Source organism: Sphingomonadaceae bacterium OTU29LAMAA1 (genome assembly GCA_024072375.1).
Taxonomy (GTDB): Bacteria; Pseudomonadota; Alphaproteobacteria; order Sphingomonadales; family Sphingomonadaceae; genus Sphingomonas.
This window is the reverse complement of record CP099617.1, coordinates 503331-526463: the sequence shown is the minus strand read 5'-3', so window position 1 is coordinate 526463 and position 23133 is coordinate 503331. Positions and strand designations below refer to the sequence as shown.

Genomic DNA, 23133 nt, shown 5'->3' with positions numbered 1-23133 from the left:
CAGTTGAAAGAAAGCATAAAGAACTTTTGGAACGCAGTTCCTGGCGCCTTCCACTTTTGAAAAGCTACCCGGCCCACTTTCGGCTTAGCGTCACCGACTTGCAAGAGCATGGCGCGGAAAGTGCGTTGCTAGGTGATCGATCAGAGCTCGCACCGCAGGAGCCAATCCACGCCGGGTCGTAAAGACTAGGTGGACGACCCCTTGCAGACCGCGCCACTCCGGAAGAACGTGCACTAAGCTACCGTCCGCGATCGCGTTGCGGCACACCCGATCGGGCAAAATCGCAACACCCAAACCGAAAACAGCTGCTCGCCGCACGGCCGTCAGATCAGCGCAGCCGAGGCGGGGAATAGCCCGCAGCGTATGGCGGCGGCCATCTTCTGTCTCCAGATGCCACTCTACCTCATCCGCCTCGTCGTTGGTGGCCAGCAACGGCAGGGTGTTCATCTTTTCCAACTCCGTCACTTGGCTGGCGATCTGCGGGCTCGCCACCAGTATGCGCGTAGAGGTGCCAAGCGAACGCATCGTGAGTGCGGCATCGCTGTTCAGCGATGACCGGACGCGCAGCGCCAGATCGATCCGCTCCTCGATAAGATCGACGGCGCGGTCGGTAGCGACGAGCTGAAGACGAACCTTGGGATATCTGGCGAGGAACATGGCAACAATCCCAGAGACTGGCTCGATCATGCCGGTCGGACAGCTGAACCGGATGCGGCCGTGCGGCTCGGCTTGCGCCTGCATAACAAGAGCCTCAGCCTGTTCGGCCTCCGCCAGCATCGCACGGCAGCGTTCGTAGAAGGCTTGGCCAGTTTCGGTGACGCGGAAGCGACGACTCGACCGTTCGATCAGTCGCAGGCCGAGCCGTTCCTCCAAGCCCGCGACGCGACGGCTGAGCTTGGACTTGGGCTCGTGCAAGGCGCGCCCCGCTGCCGCAAACCCGCCGTGCGATACCACTTCGGCGAAGTATGCCAGATCATTCAGGTCTGTTCGCATCAGCGTTCCCCCAGTGGAACGGTACGTGCCGAATTTGTCAGCTACAAGCACGATCGTTCCGACCGCATTTAAGCGGGGCAACGGCGCTGCGCCGCCACGATGAAGGAGACAGACAATGACGGACCGGTTCAACAACAAGGTGGTGGTAGTCACTGGCGGGACGAGCGGCATCGGGCTGGCGGCTGCCAAAGCCTTCTCTGGCGAAGGTGCTCGCGTGTTCGTCACCGGCCGCCGCCAAGACGTGCTCGATGCCGCGGTGAAGCAGATCGGCGGGCGTGTCACTGGGGTGCAGGGGGACATGACGAAACTCGTCGACATTGACCGCCTCTACGACGCGGTTCAGCAGCAGCATGCTCAAATTGATGTGATCTTCGCCAACGCAGGGGGTGGGACCATGCTCCCGCTCGGCCAGATCACTGAAGAGCAGTTCGACACAACTTTCGACACCAACGTAAAGGGCGTACTCTTTACGGTTCAAAAGGCATTGCCACTGCTGAAAGACGGCGCGTCGATCGTCCTAACGGGTTCGACCGCTGGCGCATCTGGCACTCCGGCCTTTAGCGTATACGGGGCGAGCAAGGCCGCCGTGCGCAACTTCGCTCGCAACTGGATTCTCGATCTTAAGGATCGTCGTATCCGCGTGAACGTGGTCAGCCCTGGGCCGACCGAAACTGCCGGCTTGAACGAAGTTTTCGGCAACGGCGATCAAGCGCAAGGCATCAAGGATTTTTTGGCCACGCAGATACCAGCTGGTCGTGTCGGTCAGCCAGACGAGATCGCCAGGGCGGTGCTGTTCCTCGCATCGGATGACGCCAGCTTCGTTAATGGCATCGAACTTTTCGTTGACGGTGGTCACACACAAATCTGATGCTCCGGTGCTGCCGGTCGTCTCAGCCGCAGGCGGCCGGCAGAAGCTTGGTTGTGATGCCATCAGCCTTGACCCGGCTAAGGACAGAAAGTTGGCCCGGCGGCTGGGGTCGGTCAGTTCGCGTCCTCACACACGAAGTATCTGCCGGCGGATGGTTTCAGCCACAGGTCGTAAATCCTCAGGCGAGCGTGGCGCGACGATACTGTAACCGATCCCTCGGTCAGCCCAAGTTACGCGGTTGATGTCACCTTCCTCGCTGGGGGTCATTCCCGCAGCCTTGTCGATTTCCATTGGACGGCTGAGTACGGCGAGTCGGGTGTTCGCGGGTCCTGCGTATAGAAGCATGACGGCCGGCCCGTGTGGCGTGGCGACGAGACGGCCGCCAGCAAAGCGATAGCCGGCTGACAGGAGGTCCGGTATGGCAACGCGGCTGCCAATCCGCTGCGACGCCCAACTGATCAACTGCAGTCTGTCGTCCGGTCCGATCTCAGCACCGCGCTGCATGTCGGAGGCATACACCCGGTAGCTGTATGTTGCCTCCTGAGCGAGCGCTCCGATTCCCGCCTGTGGCGGAAGAGTGGTGGTACGCAGCCCCCATCCGCCACCGAAACCTATGGCCAACAGGAGTGCCGCGGCCGCTGCATGCCACCACTGAGGGCCACTACGACGACGAGCCGTAATAGCATCCACTCGCATGGCAGATGGGATCGGTTCGGATGAGACCGCAGAGAAAGCAACAGAAAGTGTGCCTCTTTGCTGCCTTTGCAGACGAAGTCGGCCTGCAACGTCAGGATGCTCAGCAAGGTAGGCATCGACGAGCGGATCTCGCTCAGGAGGCAGTCGGCCATCTACCCACGCCATGAGGTCATCCTCACCGATGGGGGCCGTCATTTCACCCTCCGCAGCTTCGGCCGCTCACCAAGGCCGATCTGCGCTGCGAGGCGATCCCGGCCGCGAGACAATCGCGACATCAGCGTGCCGATCGCCACGCCCAGAACGGCAGCCGCATCGGCATAGGAGAGGTCCTCGACCGACACGAGCAGGATTGCGGCACGTTGATCAGGAGGTAGGGTATCAAGGCTGCGCATCAGGTCGCTATACTCGATACCCGCAGCCTGCTCGGGCGCAATCGACAGCGCAGGTCCATCCGCTGCGTCGATGGGAACGGGCGTTCCACGCCGTGCCGTACGCCGGCTGTAATCGACGAGCAGATTGTGCAAGATTGCATAGAGCCACGGACGCACCGCATCGCCGTGTCTCCGGCGCCAGGAAGCGACCGCGCGCTCGAGGCAGTCCTGAACGAGATCGTCCGCCAGACTGGCGTCGCGTAGCCACGCTCGAGCGTAGCGACGCAGGCCGGGGATCAGCGGTTCGATCATAGCAGCCCGCTCGTCCATCTCAGTCCTGCTGCACCTGAAGCACAGTGCCGGGCATATCCTCGTTATTCTCCGCAACGACGAGCCAGCGCCTCTCGGCGGGCGTCGAAGCCGTGACAATTTGCCGGATTGGTCCTGACACGTTGACGATGGCCGAACCTGCAGGATTGGTCGTGAACTTGGCAAGCGGTTCCAAAGCGCCCGATCCATCGGCATGGTCAGAAAGGGCAAGGACATAGCCGTGCTTGGGCGCCAGGCCGGTCACGGAGCCTTGCAGAATCTGGATCAATCCCTGGTCGAACAGGGTGACGCTCGTCGGGCTGACATTCGCATCGCCGCGTGGCGCGAGTGTCAGATGCGTGGCGTTACCAGCCTTGCCGAGAGGCTGAAGATTTGCAGTGCCCGAACCATCTGGCACTGCATTAGGCACATAGGCGATTGCCTGTGGCGCCTGACCGATTGGCACCATGCTTGTGACGCGGTTTTTTGCCGTGTCGATAACCGCGAGTTTATCGTCGTTCTCGAGTCCGACATAGATCCGCGAGCCGTCGCCGGACGGCCAGATGCCGTGCGGTAGCTTACCGACAGGCACGGTTGCAACTTGTGCGAAGTCCCTGGTGCGGAAAACCTTCACGAGGTTAAGGCCGCCGACGGTCACATAGGCAAATTGCCCCTTCGGCGTCACCGCAAAGTTGACGTGGTTGGTGATCGGACCTGTGTCGATCACCTTGAGAACGGAGAAGGGAGGTTTGGCATCGAAGGCTACGGTCTTGCCGACGTCCTTCAGCGTAAACCAGACCTGCTTGCCATCGGGACTGGCAGAAATGTTCGGGCAGAAGGGGCTGGGCTGCTGGACACGGCCCGCTTCCTTGTGGGTCGCCACATCAAACACGACGAGTTCGGGATTGAAGGACGAGCACACATAGCCGTATTTTCCGTCCGGCGAGAAGATCGTCATGCCGGGCCCACCAGGCGTCTTGATGCGCCCCGTCTCTTCATAGGTCATCGGGTCCAGCACGGAGATGTAATCCTCACCGCGTACCGTCACCCAGACTTCCTTGCCGTCCGGCGTGAAGAAAGCCTCGTGGGGGCTGCGACCGATGTACGTGGTGTGCTTGACCGCATTCGTTGCCGTGTCGATCCAGGTCACGGAGTTAGAGCCGATCGAAACGACCGCGAGCGTTTTACCATCGGGCGAGAAACCCAATCCGTGAACAAGCACCTGCCCCTTGTAGAGCGGACTGAAGTTGCCAGGCTGCGGATCGCCGAGCTTGATCACGCCAATAAGCGTATTGGTCGACGGGTCGGTGACAGACAGTGTATTTGAGAACTGCTCAGCCGCGTAGACCCGGTCCCGGCCGCTGGTCGGCACGTCCTTGCGGCTCCAGGGTGCCTGAACTTTTTGAGAGCCTGCCGTATCAGCCCGCGCCGTGGTCTGAGGCTGGTCGTCAACGACGGGCGCTTCGATCGAAGCGGGCGCTGCCCAGAGAGCCGTCTGCGCACCAGCGGAACTAGCAAGCAGGGCCGCCACCGGGATAAAACGATTCATGTCAGTGCTCCTTATGGGCATGGGGCGTAGAGCCTTGCTGCGTCGGGACAGCTTGCGATGGCGGCAGCGGCTGACCGAGCGCGAGGCGCATGGCCGCAATCTCCTGCTGCTGATCGACGATGATCTCCTGTGCGATCCGCTTGAGCTGCTCGTTCTTGCCGTAGCGAAGTTCCGCGACCGCCATATCGATGGCACCTTGGTGATGCGGCTGCATCATGGTCACGAAGTCGGCATCAACATCACCTGTTGGGCTGACCATCATGGCCTTCATCATCCGGTCCATGGCGGCATTCATCTCTACGAGGTATGGCTGCTCTGTATCTGCGATCGTGGCAAAGGCGGTCTCCGCGCCGAACGCTAATGCTGGGGCAAGAAGTAGGTGCAATAGGCGGCGGGTGGCTGGCATCGATGCCTCCGATAAAAGGATCAACGCAGTGACGATGCTGGCTCAGACTTTATTCCAGCGAGCGTTGAAAATTTATGATCGCCCGGAGGATGGAGATTCTGATCGGACTCACCTGCCTGCACTAACATCTGTTTCCAGGGTGCTGTCAGTCTAAGGCGAACTGGTCTCCAGACGATGCACCCGGGTCTTTGAAGGTCGCAGCTTAGCTGGCGAGCACCTGCCACTCCGCCAGTGCGGCGGAGCGTCGTTCCCGGTAGGTCTGTCGATCGATAAGGTGGCGCTCGAGGCTGAAGTGGTTGTGGACGTTGGCGTGAACAGAGGCGAACTTCTGCAGCGTCTTCATCTGCCGGAACCTTAGCATCGCCCGCTCTCGTCGTCGGAACGGCAGGTGCGAGTTCTCCACCCGGTTGTTGGCCCAGCGCCCCACCTCCTGCTTATCGCGATTGCCCAGCTCGTTCATCGCGGCGCCGTAGCTGCGCAAGCCATCAGTGGTGATGCCGTCGGGTGAACCGTGCCGTTTGAGCGCCTTCTTCATAAAAGTAAGGGCGGCAGCCTTGTCGCGGGTCTTGGTGACGTAGCTTTCCAACACCTCACCCTCATGGTCGACCGCTCGCCACAGGTAGACCATCTCGCCGTTCAGCTTCACGTACATCTCGTCCAGGTGCCAGCGCCAGTGGCGAAAGCCCCGCATGCGGCTGACCCGCTGACGGCGAATGTCGCCTGCGAACAGCGGACCAAACCTGTTCCACCACAGCCTGACCGTCTCGTGGCAGATGTCGATCCCGCGCTCGAACAGCAGATCCTCCACGTTCCGCAGCGAGAGGGGAAAGCGCACGTACATCAGCACCACCAGCCGGATCACCTCCGGCGACGAGTTGAAGTAGCGGAATGGCGATGCAGGCTTGCGCGGACGGGGCATGTCACGCCCCTACCCTGCCCTCCTTACCAGCCGGTGCATTTTATTTGACGGAGCCCCCGGATCTAATGGTGCATCGTCGCGGTGGTGTTGCTCGTCAGGCATCAGATGACGACGCGGCCGCGACGGGCAACGCCTTTCGTTGCAACCATACCGCTCCCGATCGAGCTTTGGCGAAGTGCGTCACGACCATCGAGCTGCGACGAACCGAGACACTTCCGCCGCCAGCTCGCGATCCTCCGGCGTGTTCCCCAGAAATCCGCCGTGCGGCATGGCCTCGAAGACGTGTAGTTCGGCTTCCACTTCCGCTCGGCGCAGCGCGCGGTGCAAACGGACCGCGTTGGACAGGAACAGGTCACGGGTGCCCGACTGGATAAAGGCAGGTGGAAATCCGGTCAAATCACCGAACAGGGGCGACAAGTACGGATGCGACAGGTCGGCCCCGCAGGCATACAGTTCGTTGGCCCGGATGAGCGAGCCGGGCAGCACGACATCCACCGTCTCATTGACGTGAAAGCTGTCGCCTGACTCTGTCAGGTCGACCTCAGGGGAGAGCAGAACCAGTCCCGCCGGCAGCGGAAGGCCTTCGTCCTTCGCCCGCAACAGCACCGCTGCCGCTAGATTGCCGCCCGCGGATCGTCCGCCGATGACGATCCGCGATGGCGCATGGCGCTCCAGAACATAGCGGTAGGCCATCAATGCGTCATCGAGCGCGGCCGGGTAGGGGTGCTCGGGCGGCATCCGGTAATCGACGCCGTAGCAGAGCACCCCATGCTGGTTGGCCTGCATGGAGGCCTGCGCGCGACACGCCTCGCCGCCTCCGAACACCAAGGCGCCACCGTGAAAGTCTATGTAGGCGCTTTCCGGCTCGACTGATGAGACGGGTGTCGCGACATGGATGGTGGCGTCACCGCTTCGGACGGTCTCGATGCCGGCTTCCAGTGTGCCTGCGAGCCCCTTTATCGTCGCCGAATACTGCGCATCCGCGGCAGCCTTGATTCTCGTCCAGCTTGCGTGGTCGCTGGGGAGTGGCATCGCATAACGCGCGTTCAACGGAACGCCGTTCTCGTCGACCATCCGAGCCAGATTGTCGCGCGCCTCGATGCTGATTGAAGAAGGAAAGGGAATGACACGGCCCTGCACCGCGACACCCCCCTTATGGTCATTCATGTCGATACGCTCCCAACGATTTCGATGGTGGCAGTCCAATTGTAAGAACCGCCCGGTTCGTGGCTCATTGCCGAGCCTGGATGTGCTTACACTTTCGAGACTGCGCTAGGCCATCCAAGCTCGAGACGTAGGCATTGTCACGAAGCAAGGCGTGTTAACCGCATACAAGGTAACGATCTCGGAAGGCCGGCTCGACAGCTTGCAGACCGTGGAGGTCAGCTGGCAGGCTTTGCGTCCCCGACGGCGCCAGATCGCACCGCGCGCCCGGTCGTCGGGCGGGCCACGGCATACATCCCGCGCGTCATCTCCTTCCACAATGCGTTGCGATCACCATCTCTGGCGTAAAGCATCGACACCGCGTGGGTCGCGCCAGCGACGTAACGGAATTCGGCCTTGCCGCCTACCTTGCGAAATGCCGCATCCAGCCGGTGCACCGGGCCGTCCAGATAGTAAGAGTCCTCGGTGCCGACGACTACGTGGACCTTACCATCGAGATTGTGCGCCAGGCGCGGCCAATCCGCTTCGATCCGATGTGCGATGTCGTAATGGTCGCGCCAATAGGCCGCGACCGCTGGATCGATTCCGCCGGTCACTCTGTTGAAGAGCTTGAGGGGTCTGCCATCAGCGCCCCGCGGCGAGAAGGTCCATTCGAATGAGCGGAGCTGGCCGCCTTCGCGACCAAGCACGCGCTCCAGCCTCACAGCGTCCTCAATCGTCCCAATTACCCTATCATGATCTCGCTCGAGCGGGCGCGGTGTGCCATCGGCGCGTCGAAACAGATTGGCTCCGGGGGCATAGAGATCGGCTCCAAGGAACTCGTGGAAGTCCACTGGATCGGGCGACGTCGCCCAGCTGCCGCCGAACATCTCCGGATGGCTGACGATCGTCCACAGCGCGAACCAACCGCCCGAGCTGTGTCCCGTCAGGAAGCGTCCGGACGCCTTTGCGTCCATCCGGTACCTGGCTTCAAGCGCGGGGATCACCTCGCCCACCAGCGCCTCGCCCCAAGGACCGGTGTTCGCGCTGTCCGCGAATTCGGTCGCTCCGGTCGGCGAGGAGAAGTCCAGCGCGACCCAGATCATCGGCGGAAGCGCGCCGTTTTCCATCAGGTGCCACTGTTGTGACAGCTGCTGCCCGTTGAGCCGGTGCGTCGCGCCGAACCCGCCGGCGGTGTAGACCGTCGGATAGGTCACCCGCGAATGCGGATCGTAGCCCGGCGGCGTCAGCACCCAGGCGCGGATCGCCTGTGCCCCACCGTGGAAACGCGTCAGCAAGGGCGATGCGATGCGCTCCTCGTGCAGATGCGATCGCGACGCCGCGATCTGCTCTGCCGCGACGGGCGGCAGCCCGGCAGTGTCGAACTGGTCGGGCTCAGGCGGCACCATATGATCGAGCGGGATAACGGGCGGCGTGGTGAGCGGGAAAGTGACTGTGACCACTTTCGACACGAGATCGCCCGCTCCCCGGCCGGCGTAGTTGTAGTCGCCGTTGCAATCGAGCACCGCCTGCACATGGTAGGTTCCCGGCTGGAGAGCGGCGAAGCTCTTCGGGTAGGCAGCATCCCGCACGTCGATCACGACCGACCGTTCGGCGCCGAACTCCCGCACGTCCCTGCCGGTGACCGATACAGCCCCAGCCGCCCGCCCCAAGTCGACGTCCTCCTTCTCCGGGCTCTCGTTCGTCACGGCTTCCGCGAACACCAGCAATCGGCCGCCCGCGTCAGCCGCGAGGGTGGGTGGTAGCGTCACCGTGATGCGGGTCTCGGGCGTCGCGGCGGCGAGCAGGAACAAGGCCGATCCCGCCAAGGTGACAAGACGCCCCGCCCTCGCCCGGGAGAGGTGATAGTCTCCGGCCCCGATCATCGCTGTGCTTCTCCTGTTATTGCTCGCGTTATGCCGGCTCTGCTTCCATTCAGGGCGTGATCAACGGCGGCGATGGCGTGCAGCGTGGTGGTGTCATAGATCGGCACCGGACTGTCATCCCTTCCGACCAGAAGCATGATCTCGGTGCAGCCGAGGATTACCGCCTGGGCACCGCCGGCGACCAAGCGCGCGATCACTTCCCGGTAGGCATCGCGCGAGGACGCCTCGACGCGTCCGGCGACCAGCTCTTCGTAGATGATGCGGTGAACAGTCGCACGGTCCTCGACGTTCGGCACGATCACATCCATGCCGTATCGCTCGCGCAACCGTCCTTTGTAGAAGTCCTGCTCCATCGTGAACGCCGTCCCGAGCAGGCCGACCTTGCGGAGTCCGTCAGCGACGATCCGCTCCGCCGTGGGATCGGCGATGTGGAGCAGCGGAATGCCGATGGCGCGCTGCACGTCGTCAGCCATCCGATGCATGGTGTTGGTGCAGATCACCAGCAGCTCCGCCCCCGCCGCCTCCAGCCGCTGTGCCGCATCAGCAAGTCGCTCGGCCAGGATGCCCCACTCGCCCGCATGCTGGAGGGCCTCGATCTCAGCGAAGTCGAACGACCAGAGCAGACAGTGCGCCGAGGCTGTCGGCCCGAGACAACCGCGCACCTCCTCATTGATGATGCGATAGTATTCCGCCGAGCTTTCCCAGCTCATGCCCCCGATCAGGCCAATCATGCGCAAGATGGTTCTCCGGTTCAGGTGTGAAGGCCAGGGTAGCACGGACGTGACTAGCTGAACCTGTTCTACTCGCTTGACGAGCTACCGTCTAGTAGGTAGGTGGTCAGTTGAAGGGACAGGGTGGTCCCGTCCCCACGGAGTTTCGGAAGGAAATGCCATGTCAAAGATCAATCTGATGCGCTCAGGTGCCGTCGCCGCGGCGGCGCTGGTGGCTGTCTCGGGCAGCAGCCTGTTCGCCCAGAATGCCGGCCGTTCCAATGTTCGCGGCTCCGTGATCAGCGCGAGCGCCACCTCGCTCAAGGTCAAGTCGCGCGAGGGCAAAGTCGTCGATGTCGCACTCGCGGACGGCTGGAAGATCACCAGTCTCGCGCGCTCATCAGTCGCCGCGATCAAGCCTGGCGACTTCGTCGGCATCGCCTCCACCAAGAATGCAAAGGGTGACCGCGCCTTGGAGGTGCTGATCTTCCCGCCGGCGCTCAAGGGCCTCGGCGAAGGCAGCTATGGCTGGGATCTCAAGCCGCAGAGCTCGATGACCAACGCCTCCGTGACCAGCAAGGTGAAGGGCGTGAACGGCCAGACCGTCAGCCTGTCGTACAGCGGCGGCCAGAAGAACATTACCATCCCGCCCTCGGCGCCGGTGGTCACCTTTGCGCCGGCTACCTCGGCCGATCTGAAACCCGGTGCACGGGTCTTCGTCGGCGCCGAGGTGGCCGGCGGCAAGCTTGTCGCGCATCAGGTTGTGGTCGGCAAGAATGGTGTCGTCCCGCCGATGTGAGGCGACGGCGCCGGCAGCCCTGCCCCCACCCCCCTCCGGGGTTGCCGGCGCCACCCCAGTTCCCCTTCGAGAGGCCGCGATGCCCGACCAACTTCTTCTGCCGGTGCGTCCCCCTGCACCGCGGCGCGTGCTCACCTATCGCCATGGCGTGGTGACCCGCATCACGCACTGGATCAACGTGCTGTGCCTTACGGTGCTGCTGCTCAGCGGGCTTCAGATTCTCAACGCCTATCCGTCCTTGCACTGGGGTCAGATTGGGGCGGATGCAGACCCCTACCTCGCCCGGATTGAGGCAACGGGCGAAGGCGACCGCCAGCGCGGCGTGCTGCACTTGAGCGGACACGACGTGGACACCACCGGCCTCCTCGGCGTGTCTCGCCAGGATGGAGAGTTGGTCATGCGCGGCTTTCCGTCGTGGATCACGCTGCCGTCTGGCCAGGACCTCGCCACCGGCCGGCGCTGGCACTTCTTCTTCGCCTGGCTCTTCGTCGCCAACGGGCTTCTCTACCTCGCCACCGCGCTGGTGCTCGGTCACCTCCGGCGCGACCTGTTGCCGTCTTCGAGCGAAATGCGCCCGCGCCATCTCTGGCATGAGGTTCTAGGGTGCTGTCAGTCTAGTGCGAACCGCTCTCCACAAGATGCAGTCCGGTTTTTAAAAGCAGCAGCTTAGCTGGCGAGCACCTGCCACTCCGCCAGGGCGGCGGAGCGTCTTTCCCGGTAGGTTTGTCGATCGATGAGGTGGCGCTCGAGGCTGAAGTGGTTGTGAACGTTGGCGTGAACGGAGGCGAACTTCTGCAGCGTCTTCATCTGCCTGAACCTGAGCATCGCTCGCTCTCGTCGTCGGAACGGCAGGTGCGAGTTCTCCACCCGATTATTGGCCCAGCGCCCCACCTCCTGCTTCTCGCGATTGCCCAGCTCGTTCATTGCGGCACCGTAGCTGCGCAAGCCATCAGTGGTGATGCCGTCGGGTGAACCGTGCCGCTTGAGCGCCTTCTTCATGAAAGTAAGCGCGGCAGCCTTGTCCCGCGTCTTGGTGACGTAGCTTTCCAACACCTCACCCTCATGGTCGACCGCTCGCCACAGGTAGACCATCTCGCCGTTCAGCTTCACGTACATCTCGTCCAGGTGCCAGCGCCAGTGGCGGAACCCCCGCATGCGGTTGACCCGCTGACGGCGAATGTCGCCTGCGAACAGCGGACCAAACCTGTTCCACCACAGCCTGACCGTCTCGTGGCAGATGTCGATCCCGCGCTCGAACAGCAGATCCTCCACGTTCCGCAAGCTCAGCGGAAAGCGCACGTACATCAGCACCACCAGCCGGATCACCTCCGGCGAGGAGTTGAAACAGCGAAACGGCGAGGCTGGCTTGCGGGCGCGGGGCATGCCCCCGCCCTACTCCGTTCAGCGCTTCAGGACACCTCGTGCATTTGGTTTGACGGAGCCGATCAGCACGATGCATCCACAAGAAGGTATCCTGAGCGACGAGGCGCAGGCAGGCAGCTTCTCGAGTCTGCAGCTCGCGCATCAAGGGTATATCGAAACGTCTCCGTCTAGAGGCAGAGGGCGACTGCTCATCCGTGCTCGTCAAAGGTCGTCCTCACCCGCACATCCGGAGCCGGACGATCATAACTTGGTGTCGATTCCTATCCGAAGCGTGCGCGGGCGCAGTGGCGTCACCTGATCGCGACCGGTAGTGAATGGCGTTCCGAGTGCGAAGCGATTGCCCCGAACGTCGGCGAGGTTGGTGACGCCGGCCGTTACTCCGAGCCTGCCAAGCCCCAGCCGAGCAGTGATCCCCGTGTCGAGGAAGCTGCCCTGGCTCTGTCCTAGCACCGGCCCTACGCCGAGACGTGACGATCCGACGTAGCGAACCCAGCCGTCGATCTTGATGTCCTTCGTGCCGGCGAGCTGTTGCCGGTAAACGGCGCCGATACGAGCGGTGAAGCGAGCGATGTTCGGGATCTGGCTTAGACGTGCGAGCAACTGCGCACGGGCGGTTGCCGAATCGGCGGCGGGGCTGCCGACGAGATCAAATAGCCTGGCGTTTGAAGGTTCATCGATGCGGCTGTCGTTGTAGGAGGCGGCACCTTCAATCCGCACCGCAGAAGTAAGACGCGCGCCAAGCGTCGCCTCGACCGTCCAGAGCTGGCCGTCACCAATGTTGGCGGTACTCGGGAGGCCTGATCCGTCGATGAAGTCCGCCTGAATGTCGCGCCACGAGGTATGTGCCAGCGTCAAGGCACCGTCGAACCATTCAACACCGGGCCGCGCCGTGCGCAGCCCAGCCTCGATCGTCGCAACCCGATCGTTGCGGAAGCGGCGGACGAAGTCGCCCTCGATCGCGAGGCCGCCGGGGCGGAACCCCTGCTGGTAGCGCAGGAACAGCTGCACCCGAGGCGTCAGGTCGACCAGCGCCGAGGCCGAGGGCAGCACGATCGTCTGCGCGTGGCTCGCAGTCATCGCAAGCTGCGCCAGCGTGACACGCTGCGTCACGTCCGCGCCCTGGCCGTCGAGCACCGACCGGGTGACTCGCAGCCCGCCGGTGGTCAGCAGACCGGGCAACAGGCGCAGGCTGCCCTCGCCGTAGACGGTCGTCTCGCTGATCCCGTTGACGACGCCGGTGGTGGGTCGCAGCGCGTCCGGCGCTCCATAGAGCCGGGTCAGGCGGGTGCGGTTGTGGATGTGACTGAAGCCTGCGAGCCAGCCCGAGCCGTCGGCGCGCGACGACCAGACGCGCGTCTCGTTCGCCTGCATCCGCGTGCGGTTGGTCTGCGCGAACAGCCGCGGCGGGCCGTCGGGTGCGGTCGCGTCGTAGCGCTCCATCAGGTCGTGCGACGTGATGCCGCTGGTCGAGCGGAAGCGGACGGCACCGAATGCACCGGCGAGGACGAACTGCGCCTGGCCGAAGTCGGCGGCGAACCCTTCGGTGACCGGGGCCGAGCGGCTGAGCGGCCGCCCGTCACGGTCGGCATATTGGCTGTCGGCGCCGCGGATGCGCTGGCCGATGCCGATCAGCTCGACGCTCCAGCCGGGAGCGATGTCGAGATGCGCGGCGGCGCGCCCGCCGTGGATGCGAGTGCGGTTGACGTCGGTGCGCTCGAGCAGCGGCTTGTCGATGTAGCCGCCTTCGCTGGCGGCGTTGGCAACGAGGCGGATGGCGAGCCGGTCGGTGAGGATGGGAACGTTGGCGACCAGCTGAGTGTCGAGGCCCGGCGCACCGTGCGTCGTCGCAGAGCCGCCAAGGATCGCCGAGCCGCCGAAGCGCGACGGATCGGGGGCGTTGGGCACGAGCCGGATCAGACCGCCGAGCGACCCCGCGCCGTAGAGCGTGCCCTGCGGCCCCTCCAGCACTTCGACTGCGGCCAGGTCCGACAGGCGAAGGTCTGGGTCGGGGGCGTTGTAGCTGAGCCGCAGGTCGCCGAAATACTGGCCGACGGTAGCTTGGGTGGGGCCGGTGAAGCTGGAGTCGGCAATGCCGCGGATGAACAGCTTGTTGCGGCCAGCGCCGAGGTAGGTGGAGGCGACGCTGGTCAGCCGGTCCGCGAGCCGTTCCGTCCCACCCGCACCGCCGAATTCGAGTTCGCCCCCGGACACGCGCGCGACCTGTCCGGCGAAGTGATCGCGGGTCGTGTCGCGCTTGCTGGCGGTGACGACGATGTCGGCTCCAGAGTCGATGCCGACGTCCGGACCCGATCGGGATCGTGGCGCGAGCGGCCCCCGTAACGGCCTGGCGATCATCCGGGCGATCGGCTGCGGCACAAGCCGCCAGCTGTTCGGCCCGACGATCTCCACCCGCGCGTTCGCCCGTCGCGCGATCAGAGCGAGTGCCGCCTCGGTACGCCATGCGCCGCGCAGGGTCGGGACGCGACGCGCCCAAAGGCGCGCATCCGGAACCACGACGCTGATGCGCGCGGCGCGGCCAAGCGCCATCACTTGCTGGCCGACGCTGCCAGCAGGCAGGTCCAGCCTCAGTGGCTCCGCAGCCGCCGGAGCCGCTGCCACGAGGAGCGCCGCGACGGCGCCTCCCGTCATTCTCACCGGCGCGGCTCCAGCGTCCATCCCTCCGCGTCCTGATGGACCGTCACGTCGAGCAGCGTACCCAGCAGCGCGGGACGTTCGCGGACGGTCGGCACGTTGAGAGTGCCCCGGAACGTCCTGGACGCCACTCCCGGCCCGGCAACCACGCGACGCCCCATCTGCCGCGAAAGGTCCGCTGCAACTTCGGCGAGTGGAGCGTCGTCATAGGCGAGCCGCCCGTCCGTCCAGCTGCCGACGTCCGCGACGGCGGTTTCGCCTCGCTCCAGCGTGCCGCCCTGGGCGACGACCACCTGTCCCGGATCGAGGCGGAGCGCCGCGTCCTCGGGATCGACCATCACCGCGCCCTCCGCCACGGCGACTCGGGTGCGCTCGCCCGCCAGCTTCACGTCGAACACGGTGCCGAGATCGACCAGCCGCAACCCGCCGACCTGAACCGCAAACGGGCGGTCCGCGTCATGCCGGACCCGGAACAGCATCTCGCCCCGGTCGATCGTGGCCACCCGCGGGTTGCGGTGGTCGAGCCGCACCGACGAATCGCCGGCGAGCACGACGCTGCTGCCGTCGCCGAGCGTGACGGTTCGCTGTTCGCCCGCCGCGGTGGCGATCGTGTAGGACTGCGGCTGCTGCGTCCACACGCCGAGGCCGACCGCCGCGGTCAATGCCGCCGCGATCGCCCCGCCGATCCAGCGTCGGTGCGACGAGCGCCCCCTCGGTTCGGCAGCGGGTGCGATCGGCGGCGTCCGCGTAAGGGCGGCTTGCGCGGGCTGTGCCGAGATGGCTGGCGCAGGCTGGGCCGCTATGGCGTCCGTCGCCTCGTCGAGCATCGCCATTGCGCGATCGTAGCGCTCGGAGCGGGTCGCATCCGCCTCCAGCCAATGCATGAACGCGTCCCAATCGGCGTCCGGCTCTGCCATGCGGATCGCCCAGTCGAGCGCCTCGTTGTCAATATGCCGATCCGTCATCGCATCCGCTCCTTCAGGTCCGCGAGCGCGCGGGCGGCGATGCGCAGATCGCTTTCGACCGTGCTGACGCTGATCCCCAGCTCCGCCGCGATCTGCCGCTGCGGCACCCCGTCGATCCGGGCCCGGCGAAAGATCGCCGCTGTCCGCGACCCCAGTCCGTCAAGCGTCGCGGCGACCCGCGCCGCCTCCTGCCGGCCCGCGATCACGCGGTCGGCGGGTGGATCAGCCTCGGCCTGCCCCTCGCTCCAGTCGTGGTCGCGCCGATCCGCCTGCCGCCGCGCGCGATAGCGGTCGATCATCAGCAAGTCGGCGGCGCGGAACAGATAGGCGACCGGATTGCTGATCGGACCGTCCATACGCCCAGATACCTTGATCCATAGGTCCTGAGCCAGATCCTCCGCCGCCTCCCCCGCGCCGCGCGCGACGAGGAAGCGGACCAGCCTGTCGCGATTGGCGAGGAAGACGGCCTCGATCCCTGTGGGAGATCCGGGGGGCGGCATGGCGGAAACCGGTTGGAAGGAGCGGGAAGTCAGCCGTCTAGCCGAACCGTCGTGAAGAGAGAAGGAGCTCCACCTGGAGGGATGGTGGAGCTCCGATGCTGCACGCGTGCGGGGGTGACGCACGGTGCTTCGCCTAGAAGGCGAACTGGAGGGCGGCGCGCGCGGAGAGCGCGACGTCGCCGAGACGCTGTTCGGCACCGACTTCGCCGCTCAGGCGCACTTCGGTGGTGCCGGTGATCGCACGAACCTTGCCCGTCCAGCCGCTGTCGCGCGTCTCGGGAGCGAGCGTGAACGCCGGCCCGCTGCCGAAGCTCGCCGTCGTACGTCCGAGCGCGCCGGCGATGCGTTCACGCCGCCCGCCCTCGACCTCGATCCGGCTCCACTGGTCGTAGCGGTTGGCGCCGCCGAAGTTGATCCCCGCCGCGAGGCTGGCGGTGAGCGCGAGTTCTTCGCTGCTGCGCTTGCGCACCGTCAGGTCGTAGGCGGTGCCCCCGCCGGTCTCGCGATAGGCATCCTCGTTGAGCCGGTAATAGTCGACCGCGAGCACCGGCCGCAGGCTGAACTGGCCGATGGGCTGTTCGTACGACACCGCACCCGAGCCGGAGTAGAGCATGCCGTTCCAGTCGGCGTCGGCGCGGCGCTGCACCGTCTCGGTGCCGAGCACACCATCAAATTGGCGGACCGCGTCGAACGAGACGAACGCCGCCGACCCGCGGACGAGCGCCGAGAGGCCGCCCCAATGGCCGCGCCAGAAGCCGGCGAGTTCATACTGGCGGTGCTTGATGCGGTTGACCGCCAGCCCCTCGCTGTCGCGCCCGTTCAAATAGGCGAGAGAGACGCCGAAGTTGCCCGCCGCGGTCTTGCGCTCCAGCCCGCTGCTGAGGCCCCAGCCGTGGACGTCGTAGCTGGTCGTGCTGCGCTGCGCCTTGGAAGCGTCATAGCCGACCGGGCTGAGCCAGAAGCCCCAGGTGCCCTCTTCGGAATAGGCGCCCGCGGGTTCGCGGAGTTGCGACGCGGCGGCGCGCGAGGCGAGGGTGACGCTTTCGAACAGGCCTCCCGAGTAGTTGGGCAGCATCTGGTCGATCGCCGCGCGGAACGCCGCGCCGTCATAGATGCCGCGGATCGCTGCGGCGAGCTTCGCATCGCTGCCGATCGCGGTGTCGACTGCATCGAACGCGCCGGTCGCGGCGGCGTTCAGGCCAAGCTCCGTCTTCGCCTTGCGCACCACGTCGACCGCGATCTCGTTCGCCGCGCCGGCGACGATGGCGCCCTTGTAGAGGAACGGCACCGCGGCGGTGGAGAGCGTCAGGTTCTGCGCGCCGGTCAGCGTGCCCGATCGCAGCACGACGTAGCGGCCGGCGACGTCGATGCCGCCAGCGACGCGCAGCGACAGCTGGCTGCCTGTGCCGATCGTCGTCGCGCCCACCACCTGGATCAGATTGGCGGTGGGGTTCGCCTTGTCGAGCGCCACCGACAGGATCGACTGGTCGCCCAGCGCAAGCGAGCCGATCGCGGTGGCGCCGTTCGCTGCGAACGTGCCGCCGCCGGCCGCGACGCTCACCGCGACATTGCCGGCGTTCACCAGTCGCCCCGCGAACACGCCCTTGCCGCTGATCGCGAGCGCATCCGCACCACCGCCGGCAAAGTCCGCCGTGCCGTTGAAGCGGGCGGTGCCGCCGATCGCGATTCCGTCGGCGCCGCTGCCGAAGGTCGCCGTGCCGGTGAAGGTGCTCACGCCGCTCATGTCGAGGCGGTTGCTGCCGGCACCGAACGCGACGTCGCCGCTGACCGACCCGGCCGTGAGGTCGAGCCGGTCGCCGCCGGTTCCGAAGCGCGTCGCGCCGGTGATGCTTGGTGCCGCGCCTGCGGTCGGCGCGGTCTGGCGGACGGTCGCGCCGCTGGTATTGGCCGAAAGGTCGATCGCGACAGAGCGGGCGGCATCCCCACCGGCCGCGGCGATCGAGCCACTGTTCTCGACGAGAGTGACGCCGCCGCTGCGGTCGAGGATCGCGACCGCGGTGGCACCGGTAGCGCCGGCGCGAATCGTGGACGCGTTGCGGATCGTCGGCACCGCGGCGCCAGTGTCGACCAGCACCGCCACCGACTGCGTCGTAGCGGCGCCACCGCCAGTGGCGCTGACTGCTCCACTGACGCGCAATTCCGGTGTCGTCGCGCCTGCGCCGAAACGGATCCCTGTCGCCGCGGCACCATTGGCGTTGGCCTGCACCGTGCCGCCCACAGTGACACCGCCGGCGATCGTCGCCGCGCCGCCCAGTCCGCCGATGGCCAGCCCCGTTGCCGCCACCCCGCTATAGACACCACTGCCCGTGACGCGGCCGTTGATCGCCAGCCCCGCCGCAGGGGTGCTTGCAGCGATCAAGCCGATGGTCACCGACCGGTCTGCCGCGCCGATCCGGAACGCCGGCGCCGCGCCATAGGACACGATATCCGCCACCTTGTCGGTCGCGCCCGACAGGGCGATGCCGCCTGCGACGTCGCCCGCGACGACGAGCGCCGATCCGCCCTGCAACAGATCGTCAGCGTCGAGCTTCGATGGATCGGCTGGAAGTGTAGTGGAGCGATAGCCGGTCGCGCCAACTAGGCCCTCGATCACCAGAGCGCCACCGATGTTGCCGTCGACCCGCGCGCCGACCGCGTCGCGGCCAGTGGCGGTGATGACCCCACCCAGTGTGACATTGCCGGTCACCGCCGCGGCCCGCACGCCTACAGATCGGTCTCCCAGCACGTTGGCTTTACCGCTGTGACCAAAGGCGCCGGTCAGCGGTCCACCCAGATAGATGCCGGCAGAATCGTTGCCTTCGATTGCGATCTCGCCGCTACTGACGATGTTGCCGATGAACGCCCCCGCGGTGCGGATGCCGGTGCGGGCACTGCCTTGCGCAAACGAGCCGTCGAGGTCGCCGTCCTTGTCGACATCGGTCGGAGTATAGCCTTCGTCGATGATGATCTTGCCGCTGTTGGTGATCGCCCCGCTCACCCCCGTCTGTACGAGGATACCGGTTCCGCCATTGGCGTCGGTGACCTGGATCGTGCCGGCATTGGTGACGGCATTGTTGCTGTCGATCGTCACTGCGGTGCCGCTCGTCGGCACCACGCTGCCCGTCGCGACGATGTTGACGCTGTCGGCGGTGCCGTTGCGGACCGTGGAGGTGCGGACGGCGGAGGTCCGTTTCGTGTCCACGACAGTCTGTGCCGAGGCGGCGGTGGCGATGGCGAGCGTGGCGGATGACGCGAGAAGCAAGCGGTACACGAATTCAAATCCCCTTCGGATGTCTGCTGACATGAAAGACGGACTCGATGCGCCGATGCCTTGGCGGGTTCAGCGTGGGTTAGTTCCAACACGAGGAGCTTCTACTCCAGATTCGGATATCGACGCTGCTCCTGCCGTTTCCTTGATATCGTCGTGCCGGCGTCTTAATCGGAATTTCTTACGGAAAGTCACTGTGCATGCTGGCGCACTTGCGCGTCAAAAGAGTAGTGTCGGGCAGCCGGCTTTGCTTCCTCACTTCCTTAGGGTCCTGACCCTAAAAGGTCCCTCTCGGCCTACAGCAACCGGAAGATACTGCGCCGTAAAAGCCAATGAAACAGCGCTGAGAGTGTCAGACGTGAACTCTACCGTTGCGGCGCATAAATGGGGTTGCTGATCCTATGCCTTTGCTCAGCCTCTGATCGATTGAATTGTAATAGTTTGGTTACGGCAAGATTCCCATTAAATGGGGCCAAGCGGCAGCGTTTTGCCAGCGAGCGCCTTCTTCAAACCCTCTTTTGCGTTCAAAATGTGTTGGCGCATTGCGACCTCGGCAGCGTTTCCGTTGCCAGCCCAAAGTGCGGCGGCGATCACCTTGTGTTCGCGATGTGACAGATGAAGCGCCGCTACGTTCATGCGATGTGGCAGCCGGACCTGGTACACCGGGAGGATCAGTTGCGCCGCCAGTCCGCGGACACGCTCGTTGTGCGCCATTCGGTAGATGAGATCGTGGAAAGCAGTGTTGTTGGCAAGATAGCTATCGATATCCTCCGCCACGGCCACTCGCTCCATCTCCGCCATGATGGTGGACAGCTCGGCGCGCAATGCGTCTCCGCGCTCGGCGGCGAGCCGCGCGGCAAGGCCTTCCACCGCTCCGCGCAGCTCGAATATTTCTTCCAGGTCGCTCGGTGTAATGCGGCGGACCGAGGCTCCGCGATGCGGTACAATCTCGATCAGACCCTCGCCGGTGAGCCGTCGAATTGCCTCGCGCACCGGCCCGGCGCTGACAGCGAACATCGCGGTGATGTCAGCTACGACCAGACGCTGTCCCGGGACGAGCTGCCCAGAACGGATCGCTGCCCGCATCGCGTCGATCGTCTGATCGACCACGGTCCCGTCCGTCTTCTTAACCTTTTCGCCCATGCCACACCCTACCCGGGCATCTACCAGGGTCAATCCAAGAGGATTCTAATAGAATATTTTATTAGAATATTGACTGGTCGGAAGGACGATCGTAAAACCTGCCTGCCGATGGCGAATACGCCCGGCATGTCTGGGAGGATGTTAGGAAGATGAAGCATCATCGCGTGTTGCTCGCCTCGACCATCATGACCGCGGCGGTCCTTCATGGATCGCTGGCGCAAGCGCAGACCGTTGGCACGTCCGATCCGGCGCCGGTAGCAGCGGCCCCTGCAGCCAAGCCACAGGAAGCTGACCCGACCGGAAGCGAGCTGGCGGATATCGTTGTCACCGCGCAGAAGCGTGCGGAAAGTGTGCAGAGTGTGCCGATCTCGATCGCTGCATTCGGAGAGGCTCAGCTGCAACAGTCTGGCGTCGACGATATCAGCGAACTCGCCCGGATCACGCCCAGCTTTACCTCTACCAGACAGCTGCAGATCGCGTCCGTCCGCATCAACGTTCGCGGCGTGGGCGCGTCGGCCTCGACTGCTGTGGAGCCATCCGTCGCCACGTTTCAGGATGACATTTATGTCCCCAGACCCGGTCCCCTGATCGGGCGCTTCTACGATGTTGAAACCGTGGAAGTTCTCCGCGGGCCGCAGGGCACGCTGTTCGGCCGCAATGCGAGCGTAGGGGCGCTCAGCATCCACACGCGAAAGCCCACCAACAAGTTCTCGCTAGATGCCTCGGCGCAGGTTGCCTCGTTTGACACTTACGAGGCGACGACGGCGATCAACCTGCCCTTCTCGGATAAGGCGCAGTTCCGCTTCGCGGGCTTGGTCAGTAGCTATGGCGGCTATGCCCGCACCCGCGTCGGCAACCATCGTTTCGGCGGAACCGACACGATCGCGGCACGCGCGACCCTGAAGCTCGAACCGCTGAACAACGTCACCTGGCTGCTCAGGGGAGATTTCAGCACCAACACAGGCGACGGCGGCGCCAACATCGAGTTTAAGCCCGACACCTTCACCCCTACCGCCCTGGCAAACTTCCAGACGCGCCTCGGCGGCATCGCGCTCGACCTGAATCCATTCGACCGTGTGAACAGCAACGCCATTTACAATAACCTTGACGATCGCCAGTTCGGTCTCACCAGCGATCTTTCGTACGAGACGTCCGGCGGCCTCACCTTTCGCCTCATCAACGCTTACCGCAGCTGGAAAAACGACCAGATCGACAGCGACCTTGCGGCGCTCCCAATCCAGACGGTGGCACGCAACAGTGCGTACCGATCGAACAGCCAGACGCACGAGCTGCAACTGATCTCGCCTTCTGACACGTATCTGGGAGGCAAACTCGACTTCGTCGGTGGCCTGTACTACTTCCAGGAAGACTTCCGCATTGGCGAGCGGTTCTCCTTCACCAACGATTTCTGCAATGTCGTGGTGAGTCTCGCCTCGGCGGCATTGCAGCCGACCTGCCTTTCGTCGCCTCTTCTCGACGCGAGTACGGCGCAGTTCCGTCAGGACCTGAACAGCGTTGCTGCCTACTTGCAGGCAACGTACGCGCTGACGCCCACCGTCGATATCACGCTAGGCGGCCGCTACACCCATGACGATAAGGACGGCAGCTTCGTGCAGCGGATTGCTAATCCCGCAGCTCGCCTGCTGCGCGGCGCGGAATCCTCGGATCTCGGCTTCAAGGACGGCCGTTTCACCTGGCGCGCAAACCTCTCCTGGAAGCCAGTGCGCGATGTCCTTCTGTACGCAAACTACTCTACCGGCTTCAAGTCAGGCGGCTTCAACTCCGGCGGCGGCACCGTTGCTCTGGGCAACGCCCGCGTGTTCGGCTCCGAACTCGTCGACGACTACGAGGCCGGGTTCAAGTCGCAATGGGGCGGCTTTCTGACCCTCAATGCCAACGCGTTCCGCATGGACATCAGCGATTATCAGGATCGCGGCTTCGACGGCGTCACCACGACCGTGAAGAACGTCGGTTCGCTCCGCCAGCAGGGCGTGGAGGCGGAAGCGACCCTGATCCCTGCTCGCGGCTTCCGCATCAACGGAGCGGTTGCCTATCTAGACAGCGAGTTCCTGAGCTATCGCAACGCTGCCGGACTGCCGGGTTTTGGCGGCACGCAGGACCTCACCGGAAAGCGCAACAACTATTCCCCGAAATGGCAGGGCTCGGCCGGCGCAGAATATAACTTCGATCTGACCGCTTCGGGATGGACAGCCTCGCTACGCGGCGACTTGTCCTTCATTTCTGATACCAGCCTGAACGCGGACTCGAACGCGAATCCCCAGGCGATTCAGAAAGGCTATAGCCTGCTGGGCGCACGCCTCACCATTTCGGCTCCGGACGATCGCTATTCGATCTCCGTTTACGGCGAGAACCTCACCGACAAAGGCTATTGCACCTACATCTTTCCACAAGTTCTCGACAGTGTATTTGGCCTTCGAGATCGGAATACCGGCGGAACCGTATATCGTTGTGCCGTTGGCACTCCTCGGACGATCGGTGCGCGGTTCGGGCTTAAGTTCTGATGCTAAGCCAAACATCCTCTTCCAGCACCGCAGAGGCAGGCGCCAAGCCCG

The 23133-nt window shown here is 64.5% G+C and carries 18 protein-coding genes; 4 read left to right on the top strand and 14 right to left on the bottom strand.

Annotated elements, in window-relative coordinates; genetic code table 11:
• Positions 1-90: 90 nt before the first annotated feature.
• On the bottom strand, positions 91-993 hold the full coding sequence (locus NF699_02815; protein USU05650.1) for a LysR substrate-binding domain-containing protein: 903 nt from the start codon (positions 991-993) through the stop codon (positions 91-93).
• Between the two features lie 115 nt (positions 994-1108).
• Here NF699_02815 and NF699_02810 point away from each other — a divergent pair, with 115 nt between their 5' ends.
• On the top strand, positions 1109-1861 hold the full coding sequence (locus NF699_02810) for an SDR family oxidoreductase (GenBank protein USU05649.1): 753 nt from the start codon (positions 1109-1111) through the stop codon (positions 1859-1861).
• 887 nt (positions 1862-2748) lie between these two features.
• Here NF699_02810 and NF699_02805 read toward each other — a convergent pair.
• The 7 genes from NF699_02805 to NF699_02775 form a co-directional block, all read right to left on the bottom strand.
• Positions 2749-3240, bottom strand: coding sequence for an RNA polymerase sigma factor (locus NF699_02805; protein ID USU05648.1), 492 nt, complete (start codon positions 3238-3240; stop codon positions 2749-2751).
• Positions 3241-3259: 19 nt separating this feature from the next.
• Positions 3260-4786, bottom strand: coding sequence for a YncE family protein (locus NF699_02800; GenBank protein ID USU05647.1), 1527 nt, complete (start codon positions 4784-4786; stop codon positions 3260-3262).
• A gap of 1 nt (position 4787) precedes the next feature.
• On the bottom strand, positions 4788-5192 hold the full coding sequence (locus NF699_02795) for a DUF305 domain-containing protein (protein USU05646.1): 405 nt from the start codon (positions 5190-5192) through the stop codon (positions 4788-4790).
• A gap of 202 nt (positions 5193-5394) precedes the next feature.
• Positions 5395-6111, bottom strand: coding sequence for an IS6 family transposase (locus tag NF699_02790; GenBank protein USU05645.1), 717 nt, complete (start codon positions 6109-6111; stop codon positions 5395-5397).
• Between the two features lie 180 nt (positions 6112-6291).
• Positions 6292-7278 carry an alpha/beta hydrolase gene (locus NF699_02785; protein USU05644.1) on the bottom strand — a complete coding sequence of 329 codons (987 nt, stop codon included), beginning with the start codon at positions 7276-7278 and terminating at the stop codon, positions 6292-6294.
• Between the two features lie 215 nt (positions 7279-7493).
• A complete protein-coding gene (locus tag NF699_02780) occupies positions 7494-9140 on the bottom strand; it encodes an alpha/beta hydrolase-fold protein (protein ID USU05643.1) in 1647 nt (548 codons plus the stop codon).
• The gene (locus tag NF699_02775) at positions 9137-9877 is read right to left on the bottom strand and encodes an aspartate/glutamate racemase family protein (protein ID USU05642.1); all 741 of its coding nucleotides are present in this window, start codon (positions 9875-9877) and stop codon (positions 9137-9139) included. Before NF699_02775 ends, NF699_02780 begins: the two co-directional genes overlap by 4 nt.
• 154 nt (positions 9878-10031) lie before the next feature.
• On the opposite strand from NF699_02775, the gene NF699_02770 reads away from it, so the two are divergent.
• Together NF699_02770 and NF699_02765 are read left to right on the top strand one after the other, a co-directional pair.
• Complete coding sequence (locus NF699_02770; protein ID USU05641.1) at positions 10032-10649, top strand: hypothetical protein; 618 nt, start codon at positions 10032-10034, stop codon at positions 10647-10649.
• Positions 10650-10728: 79 nt separating this feature from the next.
• Positions 10729-11319 carry a cytochrome b/b6 domain-containing protein gene (locus tag NF699_02765; protein ID USU05640.1) on the top strand — a complete coding sequence of 197 codons (591 nt, stop codon included), beginning with the start codon at positions 10729-10731 and terminating at the stop codon, positions 11317-11319.
• Here the strand turns inward: NF699_02765 and NF699_02760 are convergent.
• From NF699_02760 to NF699_02735, 6 genes are all read right to left on the bottom strand, one after another.
• The gene (locus tag NF699_02760; protein ID USU05639.1) at positions 11316-12032 is read right to left on the bottom strand and encodes an IS6 family transposase; all 717 of its coding nucleotides are present in this window, start codon (positions 12030-12032) and stop codon (positions 11316-11318) included. The genes NF699_02765 and NF699_02760 overlap by 4 nt on opposite strands.
• A gap of 240 nt (positions 12033-12272) precedes the next feature.
• Positions 12273-14681, bottom strand: coding sequence for a TonB-dependent receptor (locus NF699_02755; GenBank protein USU06969.1), 2409 nt, complete (start codon positions 14679-14681; stop codon positions 12273-12275).
• Between the two features lie 2 nt (positions 14682-14683).
• Positions 14684-15649 carry a FecR domain-containing protein gene (locus tag NF699_02750; protein USU05638.1) on the bottom strand — a complete coding sequence of 322 codons (966 nt, stop codon included), beginning with the start codon at positions 15647-15649 and terminating at the stop codon, positions 14684-14686.
• On the bottom strand, positions 15646-16149 hold the full coding sequence (locus NF699_02745; protein ID USU05637.1) for an RNA polymerase sigma factor: 504 nt from the start codon (positions 16147-16149) through the stop codon (positions 15646-15648). The genes NF699_02750 and NF699_02745 overlap by 4 nt, the downstream gene beginning before the upstream one ends.
• 133 nt (positions 16150-16282) lie before the next feature.
• The gene (locus NF699_02740) at positions 16283-19420 is read right to left on the bottom strand and encodes an autotransporter outer membrane beta-barrel domain-containing protein (protein USU05636.1); all 3138 of its coding nucleotides are present in this window, start codon (positions 19418-19420) and stop codon (positions 16283-16285) included.
• 459 nt (positions 19421-19879) lie between these two features.
• Positions 19880-20560: a GntR family transcriptional regulator gene (locus tag NF699_02735; protein USU05635.1), complete on the bottom strand. Its 681-nt coding sequence runs from the start codon at positions 20558-20560 to the stop codon at positions 19880-19882.
• A gap of 149 nt (positions 20561-20709) precedes the next feature.
• Here NF699_02735 and NF699_02730 point away from each other — a divergent pair, with 149 nt between their 5' ends.
• Positions 20710-23082, top strand: a complete 2373-nt coding sequence (locus NF699_02730; GenBank protein USU05634.1) for a TonB-dependent receptor — start codon at positions 20710-20712, stop codon at positions 23080-23082.
• Positions 23083-23133 lie beyond the last annotated feature (51 nt).

What these genes read in the sequence shown, in the direction of transcription:
- NF699_02745 (USU05637.1), bottom strand. Translation starts at nt 16,149, where the DNA reads ATGCCGCCCCCCGGATCTCCCACAGGGATCGAGGCCGTCTTCCTCGCC.
- NF699_02770 (USU05641.1), top strand. Translation starts at nt 10,032, where the DNA reads ATGTCAAAGATCAATCTGATGCGCTCAGGTGCCGTCGCCGCGGCGGCG.
- NF699_02805 (USU05648.1), bottom strand. Translation starts at nt 3,240, where the DNA reads ATGATCGAACCGCTGATCCCCGGCCTGCGTCGCTACGCTCGAGCGTGG.
- NF699_02815 (USU05650.1), bottom strand. Translation starts at nt 993, where the DNA reads ATGCGAACAGACCTGAATGATCTGGCATACTTCGCCGAAGTGGTATCG.
- NF699_02810 (USU05649.1), top strand. Translation starts at nt 1,109, where the DNA reads ATGACGGACCGGTTCAACAACAAGGTGGTGGTAGTCACTGGCGGGACG.
- NF699_02730 (USU05634.1), top strand. Translation starts at nt 20,710, where the DNA reads ATGAAGCATCATCGCGTGTTGCTCGCCTCGACCATCATGACCGCGGCG.
- NF699_02800 (USU05647.1), bottom strand. Translation starts at nt 4,786, where the DNA reads ATGAATCGTTTTATCCCGGTGGCGGCCCTGCTTGCTAGTTCCGCTGGT.
- NF699_02785 (USU05644.1), bottom strand. Translation starts at nt 7,278, where the DNA reads ATGAATGACCATAAGGGGGGTGTCGCGGTGCAGGGCCGTGTCATTCCC.
- NF699_02750 (USU05638.1), bottom strand. Translation starts at nt 15,649, where the DNA reads ATGACGGATCGGCATATTGACAACGAGGCGCTCGACTGGGCGATCCGC.
- NF699_02735 (USU05635.1), bottom strand. Translation starts at nt 20,560, where the DNA reads ATGGGCGAAAAGGTTAAGAAGACGGACGGGACCGTGGTCGATCAGACG.
- NF699_02765 (USU05640.1), top strand. Translation starts at nt 10,729, where the DNA reads ATGCCCGACCAACTTCTTCTGCCGGTGCGTCCCCCTGCACCGCGGCGC.
- NF699_02780 (USU05643.1), bottom strand. Translation starts at nt 9,140, where the DNA reads ATGATCGGGGCCGGAGACTATCACCTCTCCCGGGCGAGGGCGGGGCGT.
- NF699_02795 (USU05646.1), bottom strand. Translation starts at nt 5,192, where the DNA reads ATGCCAGCCACCCGCCGCCTATTGCACCTACTTCTTGCCCCAGCATTA.
- NF699_02760 (USU05639.1), bottom strand. Translation starts at nt 12,032, where the DNA reads ATGCCCCGCGCCCGCAAGCCAGCCTCGCCGTTTCGCTGTTTCAACTCC.
- NF699_02755 (USU06969.1), bottom strand. Translation starts at nt 14,681, where the DNA reads ATGACGGGAGGCGCCGTCGCGGCGCTCCTCGTGGCAGCGGCTCCGGCG.
- NF699_02790 (USU05645.1), bottom strand. Translation starts at nt 6,111, where the DNA reads ATGCCCCGTCCGCGCAAGCCTGCATCGCCATTCCGCTACTTCAACTCG.